The sequence below is a fragment of the Pseudomonas sp. MT92 genome, from assembly GCF_058792515.1.
Window position 1 is genome coordinate 62,803 of sequence record NZ_JBXAFA010000001.1, and the last position, 17,948, is coordinate 80,750.

The 17,948-nt window shown below is 59.6% G+C and carries 15 protein-coding genes; 7 read left to right on the forward strand and 8 right to left on the reverse strand.

Annotation, left to right across the window (positions count from 1 at the left end):
- Positions 1 to 2,184: a DNA helicase II gene (uvrD, locus tag AC1Q6D_RS00335; RefSeq protein ID WP_103402979.1), complete on the reverse strand. Its 2,184-nt coding sequence runs from the start codon at positions 2,182 to 2,184 to the stop codon at positions 1 to 3.
- A gap of 258 nt (positions 2,185 to 2,442) precedes the next feature.
- Here uvrD and AC1Q6D_RS00340 point away from each other — a divergent pair, with 258 nt between their 5' ends.
- Positions 2,443 to 5,313, forward strand: coding sequence for an EAL domain-containing protein (locus tag AC1Q6D_RS00340; RefSeq protein WP_103402978.1), 2,871 nt, complete (start codon positions 2,443 to 2,445; stop codon positions 5,311 to 5,313).
- 62 nt (positions 5,314 to 5,375) lie between these two features.
- Here AC1Q6D_RS00340 and AC1Q6D_RS00345 read toward each other — a convergent pair whose 3' ends face one another.
- Complete coding sequence (locus AC1Q6D_RS00345) at positions 5,376 to 5,690, reverse strand: hypothetical protein (RefSeq protein WP_103402977.1); 315 nt, start codon at positions 5,688 to 5,690, stop codon at positions 5,376 to 5,378.
- 352 nt (positions 5,691 to 6,042) lie between these two features.
- Here AC1Q6D_RS00345 and hexR point away from each other — a divergent pair, with 352 nt between their 5' ends.
- A complete protein-coding gene (gene hexR / locus AC1Q6D_RS00350; protein ID WP_047535270.1) occupies positions 6,043 to 6,909 on the forward strand; it encodes a transcriptional regulator HexR in 867 nt (288 codons plus the stop codon).
- Positions 6,910 to 7,069: 160 nt separating this feature from the next.
- Positions 7,070 to 7,282 (forward strand): PA3496 family putative envelope integrity protein, encoded by a 213-nt coding sequence (locus tag AC1Q6D_RS00355; RefSeq protein ID WP_081997966.1) that lies wholly within the window; start codon positions 7,070 to 7,072, stop codon positions 7,280 to 7,282.
- On the opposite strand, the gene AC1Q6D_RS00360 is transcribed toward AC1Q6D_RS00355, so the two are convergent.
- Complete coding sequence (locus AC1Q6D_RS00360; RefSeq protein WP_047535268.1) at positions 7,224 to 8,186, reverse strand: LysR family transcriptional regulator; 963 nt, start codon at positions 8,184 to 8,186, stop codon at positions 7,224 to 7,226. The two genes, AC1Q6D_RS00355 and AC1Q6D_RS00360, sit on opposite strands and share 59 nt — an antisense overlap.
- Positions 8,187 to 8,376: 190 nt before the next feature.
- Between AC1Q6D_RS00360 and AC1Q6D_RS00365 the strand changes: the two genes are divergently transcribed.
- Entirely contained in the window at positions 8,377 to 9,792 is a 1,416-nt protein-coding gene (locus AC1Q6D_RS00365) for an acetyl-CoA carboxylase biotin carboxylase subunit (protein ID WP_103402976.1), read from the forward strand.
- Positions 9,793 to 9,803: 11 nt separating this feature from the next.
- Positions 9,804 to 11,612, forward strand: coding sequence for a sodium-extruding oxaloacetate decarboxylase subunit alpha (gene oadA, locus AC1Q6D_RS00370; protein WP_103402975.1), 1,809 nt, complete (start codon positions 9,804 to 9,806; stop codon positions 11,610 to 11,612).
- A 109-nt stretch (positions 11,613 to 11,721) separates the two neighbouring features.
- Here oadA and AC1Q6D_RS00375 read toward each other — a convergent pair whose 3' ends face one another.
- Together AC1Q6D_RS00375 and AC1Q6D_RS00380 are read right to left on the reverse strand one after the other, a co-directional pair.
- Positions 11,722 to 12,558, reverse strand: a complete 837-nt coding sequence (locus tag AC1Q6D_RS00375; protein WP_103402974.1) for an amino acid ABC transporter permease — start codon at positions 12,556 to 12,558, stop codon at positions 11,722 to 11,724.
- On the reverse strand, positions 12,555 to 13,376 hold the full coding sequence (locus AC1Q6D_RS00380; RefSeq protein ID WP_047535257.1) for an ABC transporter substrate-binding protein: 822 nt from the start codon (positions 13,374 to 13,376) through the stop codon (positions 12,555 to 12,557). The genes AC1Q6D_RS00375 and AC1Q6D_RS00380 overlap by 4 nt, the downstream gene beginning before the upstream one ends.
- A 112-nt stretch (positions 13,377 to 13,488) precedes the next feature.
- On the opposite strand from AC1Q6D_RS00380, the gene AC1Q6D_RS00385 reads away from it, so the two are divergent.
- Complete coding sequence (locus tag AC1Q6D_RS00385; RefSeq protein ID WP_090466316.1) at positions 13,489 to 14,388, forward strand: homocysteine S-methyltransferase family protein; 900 nt, start codon at positions 13,489 to 13,491, stop codon at positions 14,386 to 14,388.
- Between the two features lie 119 nt (positions 14,389 to 14,507).
- Here the strand turns inward: AC1Q6D_RS00385 and AC1Q6D_RS00390 are convergent, their stop codons facing one another.
- Genes AC1Q6D_RS00390 through AC1Q6D_RS00400 form a run of 3 tightly spaced genes read right to left on the reverse strand, consistent with a single transcriptional unit; the run spans position 14,508 to position 16,277 of the window.
- On the reverse strand, positions 14,508 to 15,179 hold the full coding sequence (locus tag AC1Q6D_RS00390) for a GNAT family N-acetyltransferase (RefSeq protein ID WP_103402973.1): 672 nt from the start codon (positions 15,177 to 15,179) through the stop codon (positions 14,508 to 14,510).
- Positions 15,180 to 15,196: 17 nt separating this feature from the next.
- Positions 15,197 to 15,643, reverse strand: coding sequence for a GNAT family N-acetyltransferase (locus AC1Q6D_RS00395; RefSeq protein WP_103402972.1), 447 nt, complete (start codon positions 15,641 to 15,643; stop codon positions 15,197 to 15,199).
- Between the two features lie 10 nt (positions 15,644 to 15,653).
- Positions 15,654 to 16,277, reverse strand: coding sequence for an FMN-binding negative transcriptional regulator (locus AC1Q6D_RS00400; protein WP_103402971.1), 624 nt, complete (start codon positions 16,275 to 16,277; stop codon positions 15,654 to 15,656).
- 92 nt (positions 16,278 to 16,369) lie between these two features.
- On the opposite strand from AC1Q6D_RS00400, the gene pdxR reads away from it, so the two are divergent.
- Positions 16,370 to 17,923, forward strand: coding sequence for a MocR-like pyridoxine biosynthesis transcription factor PdxR (gene pdxR, locus AC1Q6D_RS00405; RefSeq protein WP_103402970.1), 1,554 nt, complete (start codon positions 16,370 to 16,372; stop codon positions 17,921 to 17,923).
- Positions 17,924 to 17,948 lie beyond the last annotated feature (25 nt).

Sequence of the window (17,948 nt, forward strand, 5' to 3'; positions counted from 1 at the left end):
CTAGATCGCTTCCAGCTTCGCATACCCCAACATCAGCCACTTGCTGCCTTCGCTGAAGTTCACTTGCACGCGGGCCTGGGCCCCGGCGCCTTCGAAGTTGAGGATCACGCCATCGCCAAACACTGAGTGGCGTACGGTCTGGCCCAGGCTGAAGCCGGTCTGCGGGATCTCGCTGCCGCTGAACAGGTTGCTGCCACTCATCGACTGGTTGCCACCGAACGGGCGGCTGACGCTGTTGGAAAGTCGCACTTCCTGAATCAGGCCTTTCGGCACTTCGCGTACGAAACGCGAGACTTTGTTGTAGGTCTCGCTGCCGTAAAGACGTCGGGTTTCAGCATAGGTCATCACCAGGTTCTGCATGGCCCGGGTGATGCCGACATAGGCCAGGCGACGTTCCTCCTCAAGACGGCCGGGCTCTTCCAGACTCATCTTGTGCGGGAACAGGCCTTCTTCCATGCCCACCAGGAACACATAAGGGAATTCCAGGCCCTTGGCGCTGTGCAAGGTCATCAACTGAATGCTGTCTTCGTGCTCGTCGGCCTGGGTATCCCCGGCCTCCAGCGATGCGTGACCGAGGAACGCCGCCAGTGGCGTCAGGTCCTCGTCTTCTTCGCTGTTTTCGAAGTTGCGCGCGGCGCTGACCAGTTCCTCAAGGTTTTCCACCCGGGCCTGGCCTTTCTCGCCTTTTTCCGCTTCGTGATAGGCAATCAGCCCGGACTGCTCGATGACGGTCTGGGTCATCAGGTGCAGCGGCATCTCCATGCATTTGGCAGCGAGATTCTCGATCAGCTCGACAAACGCGCCCAGAGCGCTGGCCGCGCGACCGGTCAGGCCCTTGTTGGCCACGAGCTGACGCATGGCTTCCCACATCGACACATCGCTGTGGCGCGCGTGGTCGCGAATCGCTTCGACGGTTTTCTCGCCAATGCCACGGGCCGGGACGTTGATCACCCGTTCCAGTGCCGCATCGTTGCCTCGACCTTCAAGCAAGCGCAGGTAGGCCATGGCGTTCTTGATTTCCGCGCGTTCGAAGAAGCGCTGCCCACCATAGATGCGGTACGGGATGCGCTCACGCAGCAAGGCTTCTTCCAAAACGCGCGATTGGGCGTTGGAACGATACAAAATCGCGATATCGCTACGGGCCAGGCCGGTTTTCAGCGCGCTTTCGATGGTTTCGACAACGTAGCGAGCTTCGTCGTGTTCGTTGAACGCAGCGTACAGATTGATGGCTTCGCCTTCGCCGCCGTCAGTCCACAGCTCCTTGCCCAGGCGCCCGGTATTGTTGGCGATCAAGGCGTTGGCGGCCTTGAGAATCCCGGCGGTGGAGCGGTAGTTCTGCTCCAGGCGAATGGTTTGAGCGTCCGGGAAGTCTTCGGAGTACTGATAGATGTTCTCGATTTTCGCGCCACGCCAGCCGTAAATCGACTGGTCGTCGTCGCCAACCACCATCAGGCTGTCGCCACCCTTGGCCAGCAGACGCAACCAGGCGTACTGCACGGCGTTGGTGTCCTGGAACTCATCCACCAGAATGTGGCGGAAGCGCTTCTGATAATGCGCCAGCAGTCCCGGGTGATCGCGCCACAGGTCCAGTGCGCGCAACAGCAGTTCGGAAAAGTCGATGACACCCGCACGCAGGCACGCGGCCTCGTAGGCTTCATAGATGCTGCGCATGGTGGCCAGAAACAGATCGCCGCTGGCTTGAATGTGTTGCGGACGCAGACCTTCGTCTTTCTGCCCGTTGATGAACCATTGAGCCTGACGGGCCGGCCAGCGTTGTTCGTCCAGGCCGAGCTCGCGGATGACCCGCTTGACCAGTCGCTGCTGATCGTCGCTGTCGAGAATCTGGAAGGTCTGGCTCAGCCCGGCTTCCTGCCAGTGCGCCCGCAACAGGCGGTGCGCCAGGCCGTGGAAGGTGCCGACCCACATGCCGGCCGGGTTGATACCCATCAACTGTTCGATGCGATGACGCATCTCGGCAGCCGCCTTGTTGGTAAAGGTCACCGACAGAATGGAGTGGGGCGAAGCGTTTTCGACCTGGATCAACCAGGCGATACGGTGCACCAGCACTCGGGTTTTACCGGAACCAGCACCGGCCAGGACCAACTGACGACCCACGGGGGCTGCTACGGCCTGCCGTTGGGCATCGTTGAGAGAGTTCAGCAGAAGGGAGAGATCATCGCGCATCGGGGCATTCTAGGGGGCTGCGTCACACCGGGCAAACCCCGCTTTGTTTTAGCCGATGAAAGAGGCGCGCGGGACGACCGGTCAGTCATTGTCCGCAGGCGCTGGCCGGCCTTGCCCAGCGGCTTTTACTCCCGAGACGGGTGGTCGTACTTTTGACTGTTTTTTAACCTGTAGCTGTTTGGTCCGGGCATTTGCTTGTGTATGCTCCGTTCACGTTTCGGGCCTGTGCTCGTCATTATAAGAACAAGAATATTGCCTATGATCTTCAGCTCCCACCTGTCGGGCCCCACAGTGGAGCCTCGGGTTATCCGTAAACAATACGCCATGGAAATGGCGGTCGAACGCACGCGTCTGCTTTATCAGGGCTCTTTGCTGCCGACATTGTTCATGTTGATCAATGGTCTGGTCTGCGCCGGGTTGCTCTGGAGCCCGCAGCGGTACTTCCTGGTCAGTGTCTGGATGGTGTGGTTGCTGTCCCTGGTGGCCTTGCGCGTCATTCAGGTCGCCGCCTTCGATTCGGCGATTCCCAACCGTCAGGCGCATCCCGTCTGGCGACGCATGTTTTTGCTGGGCTCCGGTCTGACGGGCTTGACCCTCGCTGGCGCAGGCATCGCGCTGGTTCCCGCCGATAACTTCATCCAGCAGGCCTGGGTTTTCGGACTGATCGGCGCCGCGGCACTTTCAGCCAGTGTGGCCTATGCGGTCAGCCTGCCGGGGTTCCTGTCGTTCACTTTGCCCTGTTTGTTGCCGGCCATCGCCTATCTGTTCTGGGGAGGCGATGAGCAGGCGCAAGGCTGGGGCTGGTTCGGCCTGATTTTGTTGGGCGCCCTGAGCGTGGTGGCCTGGCAGGTCAACCGTCTGATCGATCGAGAGTTATTGCGACGTTTCCAGAATCAGGCGTTGATCGAACATTTGCAGCAGGCGCAAAACTGCAGCGACCAGCTCAATCAAAAGCTGGCCAGCGAAGTTGAGCAGCGCCGTCGCGCCGAAGGCGAACTGCGTGAAATTCAGGCCGGCCTGGAAAGCCGTGTTGCACAACGCAGCCTGGAGCTGGACGCCGCCAACCAGGCGCTGAGCAAGAGTGAGGCACGACTGGCGCTGGCATTGGAGGCCAGTGAGCTGGGTCTATGGGACTGGAACCTGCAAACCGATGAGGTTCATCACACCCTGATTCAGGAGTTGTTCGGCCTGGAGCCGGAATACGTGACGGCCATGCTGCGTCATCTCAAGCCGCGCCTGCATCCCGACGATCTTCCTGCGCTGAGAAAGGCGTTGGTCGAGCATTTGAAGGGGCGCACCGAGGATTACCAGATCGAATACCGTGTGCGTCATGCCGACGGCCACTGGGTGTGGATCGAAGATCGCGGGCGAGCGGTGGAGCGCGCTGAAAACGGCCGGGTGATCCGCATGGTCGGCACCCGCCGTGACATCAGCGCCAGCAAGGCGCTCGAAGAGCAACAGCGACTGGCGGCGACCGTGTTTGAGGCGGCCAGCGAAGGCATCGTGATTTTTGACCCCAATTACGCCCTGATCGCCATCAATCAGGCCTTCAGCCGCGTGACTGGCTATGAGATCGAAGACATGCTGGGGCGCAACGTCGTCGAGCTGCCCTGCAGTCGCGATGCGCGCCGACACTACGGAGCGATTCACCAGGCGCTGGAGCAATACGGCAGCTGGCAGGGTGAGCTGGTGGAAACCCGCAAGAACGGTGAGATGTACCCGCAATGGCTGCAATTGAACACTGTGCGCGATACTCGGGGAAAGGTCAGTCATATTGTCGGCTTCTTCTCCGATCTTTCGGCGCGGCGAGAATCCGAAGAGCGCATGCGCTATCTGACCCATTACGACGAACTGACGGGCCTGGCCAACCGGGCGATGTTCCGCGAACGGCTCAGCGAAGCGCATCAGCGCGTGCGCCAGGGCGGCTATCGCAGCCTGGCACTGCTGCATATCAATCTGGATCGCTTCAAACAGCTCAACGATAGTCTTGGTCACGAAGTCGCTGATCAGTTGCTGCAGAAAATGGCTCGGCGGTTGGTCAACGCGCTGCCCGAGGCGGACACCATTGCGCGTTTGTCGGGCGATGAGTTTGCTGTGTTATTCAATTCCTACGGCAACCTCTCGAGCCTGGCGCGGGTAGCGACGCGCTTGTCGAATAAGTTGCGTTTGCCGTTGACCATCGATGGCCATGAACTGGTGGTCAGCTCATCCATGGGCATCAGCCTGTTGCCGGACAACGCCCGGGAGATTTCCGCGTTGGTCAGCCAGTCGAACATGGCCATGCAACATGCCAAACATCTGGGCGGCAATAATTTCCAGTTTTACACCGACAGTCTGCAAGCCAGCACGCTGGAACGCTTGCAGCTGGAAAACCAGCTGCGCAAAGCCATCGATGAGAATCAGTTGATGGTGTTCTACCAGCCGAAGCTGTGTCTTGCCACGGGCAAGCTGAACGCTGCCGAGGCCTTGGTGCGCTGGGACCACCCGACCATGGGTCGCGTGCCGCCGGGAGACTTCATCGGCCTGGCGGAAGAAACCGGGCTGATCGGTCCAATCGGCGAGTTCGTGTTGCGTCAGGCCTGCTGGCAGGCCTGTGAGTGGCAGCGACAGGGGCTTGAGCCGATTCGGGTGTCGGTCAATCTGTCGGTGCATCAACTGCGTCAGGGCAAACTGGTCAGCCTGGTTCGGCAGGTGCTGGAAGAAACCGGTCTGGCGCCGCGTTACCTGGAGCTGGAGCTCACCGAAAGCCAGTTGCTGGACAGCGTCGAGCACATCATCGCGACTTTCCAGCAGTTACGTGATTTGGGCGTGAAGCTGGCGATCGATGATTTCGGTACCGGCTATTCGTCACTGAGCTATCTCAAGCGCATCCCGGTGGATTACGTGAAGATTGATCAGGCGTTCATTCGAGGTCTGGGGGAGGGCAGCGAAGACGCGGCGATTACCCGGGCGATCATCGCCATGGCTCACGGCTTGTCGTTGAAGGTAGTGGCGGAAGGGGTCGAGCGTCAGGAGCAACTTGAATTCCTCAAGCAAGAGCACTGCGACGAGGTGCAAGGGTATCTGATCAGCCGGCCCATCGAGGCGCAGGGCCTGGCGATCCTGTTGCGGGAGCAATTCGCCGGTTGAATGGCAAGACTTCCCGTCGGGCAGGTTTGAATGCCGACGGGAAATCGGGAATATGATGTTTTTTAGTGGGTCATCAGAACTTCATCGATATGGTGAATTAACTTGCCGTCGTGAAAGATACTGACGCCAGTGACATAGGATTCACCAGATACTTTATATTCGACAAGTTTGTCGGTCTCGACCTGTAAAGAAATCTGATTGGAAGTTTCAAGTTTCAACTCCAGGCTAAGGTCATAGGATTTGTCCTGTATCGGACTGAGTTCAAGCTTGGGTGTGATGCCCGTATGGGCAACGGTCACAGTGCCGAAGGTGCGGAAAGATTTGGCGCCAGGCATGCGATCGATTTGTGCGGTCCAGTTCTTGGTTTTAATGCTCATGATATAGAGTTCCTTTAATTAATTGTTGTTGCTTCCTGCGGCGTTAATATATCGAGCAAAGTTTGATTGCGGGTAATAAAATCAAGTTGTGTTTGTAAGGTTATGTATATTGTTTTTATTGTACTGGCGAGTCGGGATGAACCCTCACTTAGCCGGCTGAAGACCGTAGTGAGCGCGAAAAGGGGAGGCAAGGGGCTGCTTCAAGCATCAGGCAGGGCTGCTACATGAAGCGCAGGCACGTGAAATCGAGGGATCTGGTTACGCATTGAGCAGGCAAAAAGCCGTTTCATGTAGTATAACTACAAGCTTGCTACATCCCCCGGCGCTTGCCCATAACAAAGAGTCCACCCCTTTGAATCTGCTGCAACACATCGCCCAGTCTCGCCACCTGTTACGCAAGTCGGAGCTCAAGGTCGCCGACCACGTGCTGCTTGATCCTGCGGCCGTGATGCACAGTTCCATGGCTGATCTGGCCCATAGCGTGGGCATCAGCGAGCCGACCATCGTGCGCTTTTGCCGCGCCATCGGTTGCTCCGGGTTCCAGGACCTGAAGCTGAAGCTGGCCCAGAGCCTGGCGGCAGGCGCGAGCTTCGGGCAGTTCGCGATCCACGAAGACGATTCGGTCGCTGATTACAGCCTGAAGATTTTCGACACCACGTTGCACACCTTGATGGAGGTTCGCGAGAAGCTCGATCCCCTGGAGTTGCAGCGAGCCGTGACGCTGATGTCACAGGCTCAGCGCGTGGAATTCTATGGTTTCGGCGCATCGGGTGCGGTCGCGGCGGATGCCCAGCACAAGTTCTTCCGTTTGCTGCTCACGGCTGCGGCCTATTCCGACCCTCACATGCAGGCAATGTCGGCGGTGACCCTGAAACCGACCGACGTGGCGATCTGTATTTCCCAGTCTGGACGTTCCAAGGATTTGCTGATCACCGCCAACCTGGTGCGTGAAAGCGGTGCGTCATTGATCACGCTTTGCCCGAGTCAGACGCCGTTGGCCGAACTGTCGACCGTCAACCTGGCGATCGATGTGCATGAAGACACCGAAATCTACACACCGCTTACCTCGCGTATTGCTCACCTGGTGGTGATCGATGTCCTGGCGATGGGGGTGGCCATGGCCCGTGGTCCGAGCCTGGTCAATCACCTCAAGAGCGTCAAGCGCAGCCTTCGCGGCTTGCGGTTATCGCCCAAGTCGGTGAAAGCACTGGACGAATGATTTCAAGGTTGGCGTGGACGTTGTGGTGAGGGAGCAAGCTCCTTCACCACAGGTGCCGCGGCGACCAACAAATTTTCATCAGTCTGTAACTTCAGAGCCGCCAAAGCGTCATCCCGCGCGCCTATCTTGAAGCTCCCGTACTCGCCTTGGGAGACTCGAAATGGCCCTGCCTTACGAAGAACGCAACAGCGCTGTCAAAACCCGTCGCCAGCAAGAAGATCAACGCCGCATGGAATTTCGCCGCGCCATCGAAGATCGCTGTGAACGCCGTCAGCTTCTGGCCGAGATTGGTGATTTTCCTGAAGATCCGGAACTCAACTTTTGGCAGGCTGCATCGACAGCTTCCCGTCGAAACGCTCAACCAGCGCGCTGATCTGTACGCGTTCGCTGCGAATGAACGCAAGGAATGCGTGAGCCACCGGTGACAGCCGTTTAGCCTTGGCCTGCACCAGGCACCAGCTGCGATACAGCGGCAGCTCCTCGACCGGTAACTCGATCAATCCGCCGGTCGCCAGTTCAAGGTTCAGGGCGTGGCGCGTCAACAGCGCCACGCCCAGACCCGCCAATACGCATTCACGCTGGGCTTCGGCTGACGAGACTTCCTGGGTCTGGTTGAAGTGCACGCGCTTCTCTTTGAAATACTCTTCGCAAGCCAATCGCGTCCCGGAGCCGGACTCGCGCATCAGCAGTGTGTAGGGCTCAAGATCCTGCAATCGCAGCGGCCCCATGTGACACAGCGGATGATCCGGCGGCGCGACGGCGACGATGGGATTGTTGAGGAACGGCAAGAATTCCAGGCCCATGTCCTGCGGCACCATCGACATGATTACCAGGTCGTCGCGGTTGTCCGACAGGCGTCGAATCACCTGTCCGCGGTTGACCACCGTCAGTTGCAGGTTCACTTCCGGGTGCTGGCGCTTGAAGGCGGCAAACAGGTGCGGAACGAAATACTTGGCGCTGGATTCCACCGCCAGCTTCAATTGGCCCTGCAGCGAGCCCTGCATGTCCGAGAGCTGCATGTCGAGGTTTTCCAGGCGCCCGAAAATGTCCCGGCTGGCGCGTTGAAGGGCTTCCGCCGCTTCCGTCATGTAGAGTTTCTTGCCGACGTAGTCGAATAAAGGCTGGCCAATCAGTTCCTCAAGTTGCCGAATCTGTAGGCTAACGGCCGGTTGTGTGAGCGACATTTCGTCGGCTGCACGGCTGTAGGACCTCAGGTCACAAACTTCATTGAAAATCTGCAATTGACGCAATGTCATACGCATCAATGACTTACGCATTTTTTGCTCGCTCTCTTCGCCGGCAGATGTTTCAACTATAAGTCTTTACTTATGCATGACCCAATAATTATTCATTTTTGTTAATTCCTTGTGAGGGCTAGTGTGGGGTCGCGACCAGATTGAAACATTTGGTCACGCGTCGACCTGGTCTAGCAGGTCGTGGGTACCACCGGCTCATGGGAACCTCCAAGTGATAAAAAAGATCCTGATCGCCAACCGTGGTGAGATTGCCGTACGAATCGTGCGTGCTTGCGCCGAAATGGGCATTCGCTCGGTCGCGATCTATTCCGACGCCGACCGTCATGCCCTGCATGTGAAGCGTGCGGACGAAGCCCACAGCATTGGTGCCGAGCCGCTGGCCGGTTACCTGAACCCGCGCAAGTTGGTGAACCTGGCTGTGGAAACCGGTTGCGATGCGCTGCACCCCGGCTACGGATTCCTTTCGGAAAACGCCGAACTGGCGGACATCTGCGCCGAACGCGGGATCAAATTCATTGGTCCATCGGCTGAAGTCATTCGTCGCATGGGCGACAAGACCGAAGCTCGCCGCAGCATGATCAAGGCAGGCGTGCCGGTGACTCCAGGCACCGAAGGCAACGTGTCGGGCATCGAAGAGGCCCTGACCGAAGGCGATCGCATCGGTTACCCGGTGATGCTCAAGGCCACTTCCGGTGGTGGCGGTCGCGGCATTCGTCGTTGCAACAGCCGCGAAGAACTCGAACAAGCCTTCCCACGCGTCATTTCCGAAGCCACCAAGGCGTTCGGTTCCGCGGAAGTCTTTCTGGAAAAGTGCATCGTCAACCCGAAGCACATCGAAGCGCAGATCCTTGGCGACAGCTTTGGCAACGTGGTGCACCTGTTCGAGCGTGATTGCTCGATCCAGCGTCGCAACCAAAAGCTGATCGAGATCGCCCCGAGCCCGCAACTGACCCCTGAACAGCGCGCCTACATCGGCGACCTGTCGGTGCGTGCAGCCAAGGCTGTGGGTTACGAGAACGCCGGCACTGTGGAGTTCCTGCTCGCCGAGGGCGAGGTGTACTTCATGGAAATGAACACCCGGGTGCAGGTGGAACACACCATCACCGAAGAAATCACCGGCATCGACATTGTTCGCGAGCAGATCCGCATCGCCTCCGGGCTGCCGCTTTCGGTGAAGCAGGAAGACATCCAGCACCGTGGTTTCGCCCTGCAGTTCCGGATCAACGCCGAAGACCCCAAAAACAACTTCCTGCCGAGCTTCGGCAAGATCACTCGTTACTACGCTCCCGGCGGCCCGGGCGTGCGGACCGACACGGCGATCTACACCGGTTACACCATTCCGCCGTTCTACGATTCCATGTGCCTGAAACTGGTGGTGTGGGCGTTGACCTGGGAAGAAGCGCTGGACCGTGGCCTGCGCGCCCTCGACGACATGCGTCTGCAAGGGGTCAAGACCACCGCCGCGTACTACCAGGAAATCCTGCGTAACCCGGAATTCCGTAGCGGCCAGTTCAACACCAGCTTCGTTGAAAGCCACCCTGAACTGACCAACTACTCGATCAAGCGCAAACCCGAAGAGCTGGCCCTGGCCATCGCCGCCGCCATCGCCGCCCACGCAGGCCTGTGAGGAATAAAACAATGTCCAAGAAGATTCACGTAACCGACACCATCCTGCGCGACGCCCACCAATCGCTGCTCGCGACCCGCATGCGCACCGAAGACATGCTGCCGATCTGCGACAAGCTCGATAAAGTCGGCTACTGGTCGCTGGAGTGCTGGGGCGGCGCGACTTTCGACGCCTGCGTCCGCTTCCTGAAAGAAGACCCGTGGGAGCGTCTGCGTCAACTGCGCGCCGCGTTGCCTAACACCCGTCTGCAAATGCTCCTGCGCGGCCAGAACCTGTTGGGCTACCGCCACTACAGCGACGACGTGGTCAAGGCGTTCGTGGCCAAGGCAGCCGTGAATGGCATCGACGTATTCCGTATCTTCGACGCCATGAACGACGTGCGTAACCTGCGCGTGGCCATCGAAGCGGTAAAAGCCGCCGGCAAGCACGCCCAGGGCACCATCGCCTACACCACCAGCCCGGTGCACACCATCGACGCGTTTGTGGCGCAAGCCAAGCAAATGGAAGCCATGGGTTGCGACTCGGTGGCGATCAAGGACATGGCCGGCCTGCTGACGCCGTATGCCACTGGCGAATTGGTCAAGGCATTGAAATCCGAGCAGTCGCTGCCCGTCTTCATTCACTCCCACGACACCGCGGGTCTGGCCGCGATGTGCCAACTCAAGGCGATCGAAAACGGCGCCGACCACATCGACACCGCGATCTCCAGCTTCGCCTCTGGCACCAGCCACCCGGGCACCGAGTCGATGGTTGCCGCCCTGAAAGGCACCGAGTTCGACACCGGCCTGAATCTGGAACTGCTGCAAGAGATCGGCCTGTACTTCTACGCCGTGCGCAAGAAATACCACCAGTTCGAAAGCGAATTCACCGCCGTCGACACCCGTGTTCAAGTCAACCAGGTTCCGGGCGGGATGATTTCCAACCTGGCCAACCAGTTGAAAGAGCAGGGCGCATTGAACCGTATGGGCGAAGTGCTGGCTGAAATCCCGCGCGTTCGCGAAGACCTCGGCTTCCCGCCGCTGGTGACCCCGACCTCGCAGATCGTTGGCACCCAGGCATTTTTCAACGTGCTCGCCGGTGAGCGTTACAAGACCATCACCAACGAAGTGAAGCTCTATCTGCAAGGCGGTTACGGCAAGGCGCCGGGCACCGTGAACGAGCAACTGCGTCGCCAGGCCATCGGCAGCGAAGAAGTCATCGACGTTCGCCCGGCCGACCTGCTCAAGCCGGAAATGGCCAAGCTGCGTGCCGACATCGGTGCCCTGGCCAAGTCTGAAGAGGATGTGCTGACCTTCGCCATGTTCCCGGACATTGGCCGCAAGTTCCTTGAAGAGCGTGCCGCTGGCACCCTGACGCCGGAAGTGTTGTTGCCTATTCCAGAAGCCGGTGGCATGGCCTCGGCGGGCGGCGAAGGCGTACCGACCGAATTCGTCATCGACGTCCATGGCGAAACTTACCGCGTCGACATCACCGGCGTGGGCGTGAAGGCCGAAGGCAAGCGTCACTTCTACCTGTCCATCGATGGCATGCCGGAAGAAGTCGTGTTCGAGCCGCTCAACGAGTTCGTCAGCGGCGGCAGCAGCAAGCGCAAGCAAGCGACTGAGCCGGGCCACGTCAGCACCACCATGCCGGGCAACATCGTCGACGTATTGGTCAAGGAAGGCGACACCGTCAAGGCTGGCCAGGCTGTGCTGATCACCGAAGCGATGAAGATGGAAACCGAAGTCCAGGCCGCCATCGCCGGCAAGGTCACCGCCATTCACGTGGCCAAGGGTGACCGGGTGAATCCGGGCGAGATCCTGATCGAGATCGAAGGCTGATTTAACAGCCTCGATAAAACGCTTTAAACCTCGGGGGGGCATGTGCTCCCCTTTTTTTTTGCGTTGTTGGCCGAGTCGTATTTATGAAGTCACCACACTTCAAGTGAACTCATCGGTTATGCAAATACGCCTTCCCGTAGTGCCGCTCCATTCTTGCCTGAATCAACTCCAATCCAATCGACATCAGCCAGTAAATCACCGCCGCAGTCGTCAGCATCTCAATGTACCGATAGCTCGACCGCCCATAGGATTGCGCCAAAAACATCACTTCCCAAACCCCCATCACCGAGATCAGCGACGAGTCCTTGAGCATGGAGATGAACTGGTTGGTGGTCGGCGGGATGATGGTGCGCATGGCTTGGGGCAGGGTGACGCGCCAGAAAATCACGGTTTCGCGCATGCCCAGGGCCAGTGATGCTTCCCGTTGGCCATGGGGAACGCCGACGATGCCTGCGCGAAAAATTTCGCTCAGGTAGGCGCCGTAATTCAGCGACAGGGCGATGATCCCGGCTGCGATGGCGCCCGGTACGACGCCCAGTTGCGGCAGGCCGAGGTAGATCAACAGAATCTGTATCAGCAATGGCGTGCCGCGAAAGAACGAGGCGTAGAAACTGGCGATGCCGAACGCCACGGCGCTTTTCGACAGCCGCCCCAGGGCGGTGATGAAACCCAGCAGCGATGAGGCGACGATAGAGCACAGGCACAGAAACAGCGTCAGCGCCGCACCTTGCAGGAAGCCGTTGGGCGCCAGGTGCAGGCCGACGAGGTTGGGCAGTTTGTCGAGGATGATCGAGAACTTCAGGTCGAAGCTCAGGAAGAAACTGGTGAACAACCCGAGCATGGCCGCCCAGGTCAGGTACAGCCGCGTGCGGAAACTGAAGATCCGTTGCAGTCGTGACTCAGCCACCGGTTGCGGTGGCTGGGGAGGTTGCTGGAAAGAAGTCATTTACTGATATCGGCGCCGATCCATTTTTGCGAGAGCTTGCTCAATGTGCCGTCCTGTTTCAACTGGGCGAAGACTTCACGTACTTTGCTGTCCCACTGGGCGTCGCCCTTTTCAATGGCGACCGAGTTCGGCTCCGAGTACAGCGGGTCGCCGGCCAGTTTGAAGCGCTTGTCTTCGTTCAGGCGCGGTTGGGCGGTCACCAGGTTAGTGAGAATCGCGTCCAGTCGAACCCCGGCCCCCAGGCCCAGGTCCTGAAAGGCGACGTTGTCGGTGTCATACGGGGCGATCTGCACGTCTTCGAACGGGTACTGCAACTGCGTGTCTTCGGCGCCTTCGATCACCAGGTTTTTGTTCAGGTAGCTTTCGTAGCTGGAGGCGCTGGTGAGGCCAACTTTCTTGCCGCTCAGGTCCTTGGCATTGTGAATGCGTTCATCCTTGGCGTTTACCACGATCACCGCCGGCGAGGCGTAGTACTCGACCGGGAAGTCGAAGACCTCGGCGCGGGCCTTGCTCGGGGTCATGGAGCAGATGCAGATATCGTAACGACCACTCCAGCGGCCAGCGGCAATCACGTCCCAGGACGGGGTTTCGAGGCGCAGTTTCACACCCAGCTTCTCGGCCACGGCTTTAGCCACGTCGACGTCGAAACCGTCGAGTTGGTTCTGGTCGTTGAGGAACGAGAACGGTGGATAACTTTCCATCAACACGCCCACCAGCTCTTTCTTTTGTTCGATGCGATCCAGCGTGGCGCCGCCAAAGGCTTGGGTGGAGGCAGCCAGAATCGTCAGGCCCAGGGCCAGTAGCGGTTGGAATTTCACAGTCGATCCCTGATAAAAAAATGATTGTTATTAACCGATTGGTGCGTATTAAATAGTTATAACAACGACTCTGGTAGTGAGTTATTTTCATAAGCTTATGAGTGAATAGCATATGGGCGCAGCAAGCACAGTGATTCTGGATGGTGGCATGGGCCGCGAGTTGCAGCGCCGAGGGGCTCCATTCAGGCAGCCAGAATGGTCGGCGCTGGCCTTGAGCGAAGCACCGCAAGCGGTAGAGGCGGTGCACGCGGCTTATATCGAAAGCGGCGCGAATGTGATCACCAGCAACAGCTACGCGGTGGTGCCGTTCCATATCGGTGAAGAGCGTTTCGCCGCTGAAGGTCAGGCTCTCGCGGCGTTGGCCGGTGAGCTGGCGCGGCGAGCAGTCGATGCGGCGGGCAAACCGGTGCGCGTGGCAGGTTCATTGCCTCCGCTGTTTGGTTCTTATCGTCCGGACCTGTTCGACGCCAAACGTGTCACTGAATTGCTGACGCCACTGGTGAAGGGGCTCGCGCCGCATGTTGACCTATGGCTGGCGGAAACCCAGAGCTCGATCGTTGAGGCGCGAGCGATACACGCCGGTCTGCCGAAGGACGGCAAGCCGTTCTGGCTGTCGTTTACCTTGAAGGATGAAGACGTCGACGAAGTGCCGCGTTTGCGTTCTGGCGAGCCTGTGGCCGAGGCGGCGGCGGTGGCGGTTGAGCTGGGCGTCGAGACGTTGCTGTTCAACTGCAGCCAGCCGGAAGTGATCGGCGCGGCGATTGACGCGGCGCGGGAAGCGTTTGAACGGTTGGGGGTGAACATTCAAATCGGCGCGTACGCCAATGCCTTCCCGCCGCAACCGAAAGAGGCGACGGCTAACGATGGGCTGGACCCGTTGCGCGACGATCTCGATCCGCCAGGTTACCTGCAATGGGCGGCGGATTGGCGCAAGCGTGGGGCGAGCCATTTGGGCGGGTGCTGCGGGATCGGGCCGGAGCATATTGCGGTGCTTGCCCAGAAACTGGCGTGAAGCCATTCGCGGGCGGGCTCGTTCCCACAAGGTTTGGATTGGCCACGGTAATGTGACCATCGCAAGACCCTGCGGGAGCGAGGCTTGCCCGCGAAGGCGCCCGCCCAGGCGCTGAAGATCTACCCGCGGCACTCTGCGAGGGTTTTCACCTGCCCCGATTCCGTCTGGTTCTCATCGCTCAACCAGCGCTCGAACCCGGCTCCAATCGCCGGCCATTCCGAATCGAGGATCGAGTACCACGCGGTATCGCGGTTCTGTCCCTTGACCACCATGTGCTGGCGAAACACGCCTTCAAAACTGAATCCCAACCGCTCGGCCGCGTACTTGGAGCGGGCGTTGGCGTTGTTGCATTTCCATTCCAGGCGCCGGTAACCCAGGGCGAATGATTCCTTGGCCAACAGGTAAACCGCCTCGGTACTCTTTGGCGAGCGTTGCATTGGCGCGCCGAAGGTCACATGGCCGATTTCGATGCGACCCTGGGCCGGCACGATCGACATCAGGCTGAGAATGCCTTGAACCTCGCCTGTGGCTTTATCGATCACGCTGAAGAAGTACGGGTCGCTATTGGCCGCATGGTTGTTCAGCCAATCGTTGAACGCGCTGCGCTGGGGGAAGGGACCGTAAGGCAAGTAGTCCCAGAGTTTGGGGTCGGCGCCCGGGCCTTGCAGGGCTTCGAACAGACCGTCGCCGTGGCGCGCCGGGTCGAGTTTTTCCAGGCGGATGAAACGCCCTTCGATGAGTTGGACCGAGGGTGCCGGGACGCCTTTCCAGTCCGCGAGTGAAATCGACATGTTGTTCTCCTTGAACCTTAAATGGCTTTGCGAAACTGGATGAAACCGGGACGTTCGGCGATGCGCTCGTAGAGCTGGATCGCGGTGGCGTTGGTTTCGTGGGTCAGCCAATGCACCTTGCAGCAACCGTCGGCCTTGGCTGTGGTGTAGACGAATTCGATCAACTGGCGGCCCACGCCCGTGCCGCGGGTTTCTGGCACTACCAGCAAATCTTGCAGGTAGCAGGAATTTTCGATGCTCCAGTTTGAACGATGGTAGATGAAATGCACCATGCCCACGGCTTTGCCGTCGGCCCAGGCCAGAGCGGCGTGGGTCGGTTCGTTTGTGGCGAGGATGCGCTGCCAGGTGCTTTGGGTGACAGCATCCGGCAATTCGGTGTTGTAGAAGCGCAGGTAGGCTTGCCATAGAGGCAACCACGCGGCGTGGTCGTCGGCGGTGACTGGGCGAATGTCGATTTGACGCATGGCGAATTCCTTAGCGCATCAATTGGGCGAGGGTTTGGTCGTTGACTTCGGGGCTGGCGGCCAGGCCTTCACGTACGCCGGCGATGTCGGCGGCGCTGCGGTTCTGGCTGAGCTTGCGCTTGCCTTCCAGGCGGTCGATGGGAATGGCGAAACCGACGATGGCCTTGAGCATGCCGTCGATGTAATCGGCGGGGGCATCGGCCACGGACCACGGTTGAGTGCGGCCAGCTTCATGGCGGTCGGTGAGGGTGCTGACGATGTCCAGCAGCCGCCCGCCATCGCTGAAGGTTTCGGCTCGGCCATAGGCGTGTACGGCGACGTAGTTCCAGGTTGGCACGACTTTGCCGTGTTCGGCCTTGCTCGGGTAGAAGCCGGGGCTGACGTAGGCGTCGGCACCGGCAAAAATCAGCAAGGCTTCGGCACCGTCGCGCAGGTCTTTCCACTGCGGGTTGGCTTTGGCCAGATGCCCGTACAACGTGCCGTTCGAGCCTTGTTCGCAATGCAGCAGCACCGGCACATGACTGGCTTGCAGGCCGCCCTCGCCCTGGGTAACCAATATGGCGAGGCGGGTGGCGAGGATCAGTTCATGCAGTTGGGACAACTCGTCGATGGCAAAAGCGCGCGGCGTGTACATGGGGATATTTTCCTTGGCGAATGTTTGCATCCTAGGCAGGCTATTGGTCTGTTGTAAGAGCCATTAACGACCAATTTCATAGGTCCATTGCCATGACGGACGCGCCGCTTTCCTTGTCGTTCAATCCCGCTGGTATCGAACTCGACCGCCGCCAGGGGCTGAGCCGCCAGCTCTATCAGGCTTTGCGCCTTCGCGTCCTCGATGGGCGATTGGCCAGCGGTACGCGACTGCCGGCCAGTCGTGATCTGGCCGCAGCGTTGGCGATTTCCCGTAACAGCGTGGTGCGTGCCTACGATCAGCTCTATGCCGAAGGATTTATCGAAGGGCGCGTTGGTGATGGGACCTATGTGGCTCAGTTACCGCAAACCGCAATACCGGCAAAAAAACTATCCACAAAAGTATCCACAGGGTTGTCAACAGGCTTACCCACAGCCTTATCCACAAATTGGCTGGATTTGCCTGTGGTTTCATCCAGCAAAGTTATCCACAGCGATGCGTTGGAGCGCGTTGAAAAGAACCATCTGGCGATGCCGCCGAGTGGTCCGCCGCGAGCATTTCGGGTCGGTGTTCCGGCGTTCGATCTGTTTCCCTTTGAGGTCTGGGCCAAGCTGAATGCGGCTTTCTGGCGTAAACCCGATCTGCAGCAGTTGTGTTACGGCGACCCGGCAGGCGATGCCCGATTACGCGGGTTGATTGCGGCCTACTTGCGCAGTTCGCGAGGCATGCAGTGCACGGCTGAGCAAATAGTGATCACCAGTGGTGCGCAGCAGGGGATCAGCCTTTGTGCACAGTTGCTGGTGGAGCCGGGCGACGGCGTGGCGATTGAAAATCCGGGGTATCGCGCGGCGGGCCATGCGTTTGCCGTCGCCGGTGCGCGGTTGCACGGGGTCGCTGTGGACAGCGAGGGCATCGACTGCGACGAGCTGGCCATGCTCAGTGACTGCCGGCTGACCTACGTCACGCCCTCGCATCAGTACCCCACAGGGGTGGTCATGAGCCTGGCGCGTCGTCTGGAGTTGTTGGCCTGGGCCGAGCGCACGCAGGGCTGGATCGTCGAGGATGATTACGATGGCGAGTACCGCTACAGCGGTGCCCCGCTGGCACCCCTGGCGGCATTGGACCGGCAAGGCCGGGTGCTTTACGTCGGCACGTTCGGCAAGGTGGCGTTCCCTGCCTTGCGTCTGGGGTATCTGGTATTGCCGACAGGGCTGGTGGATGCGTTTTCCCAGCGCCGTGCCGTTGATGTTCGCCATTCCGAAGTCAGTACCCAGGCGGTGATGGCCGAGTTCATGGCGGCGGGGCACTTCCAGCGACATATCCGCCGCATGCGCCGAGCGGCGCTGAGCCGGCGCAACACGCTGCTCAATGGTTGGCCGCTGGACATGCCCGGCGTCGGCCCGTTACCCACGGTTGCCGCCGGGCTGCACATGACCGTGCCGGTCGAGAGTGTGGCGCGTGAGCAGGAACTGATCGAATGGGCACGTGGTGTCGATGTCGAGATCAATGGTCTGAGCAGTTATTGGCTGCCGGACTCCGCCACCCCGATCGATCAGCGTGCCGGGCTGGTGCTCGGCTTTGCTGCGGTGCCCGAGAAATCAATCGAAGCGGCGCTGGCGCGATTACGCACGGTGTGGCGTGCCGGCTGAAGAGGGCGGCCTGTCGGGCCGCCCA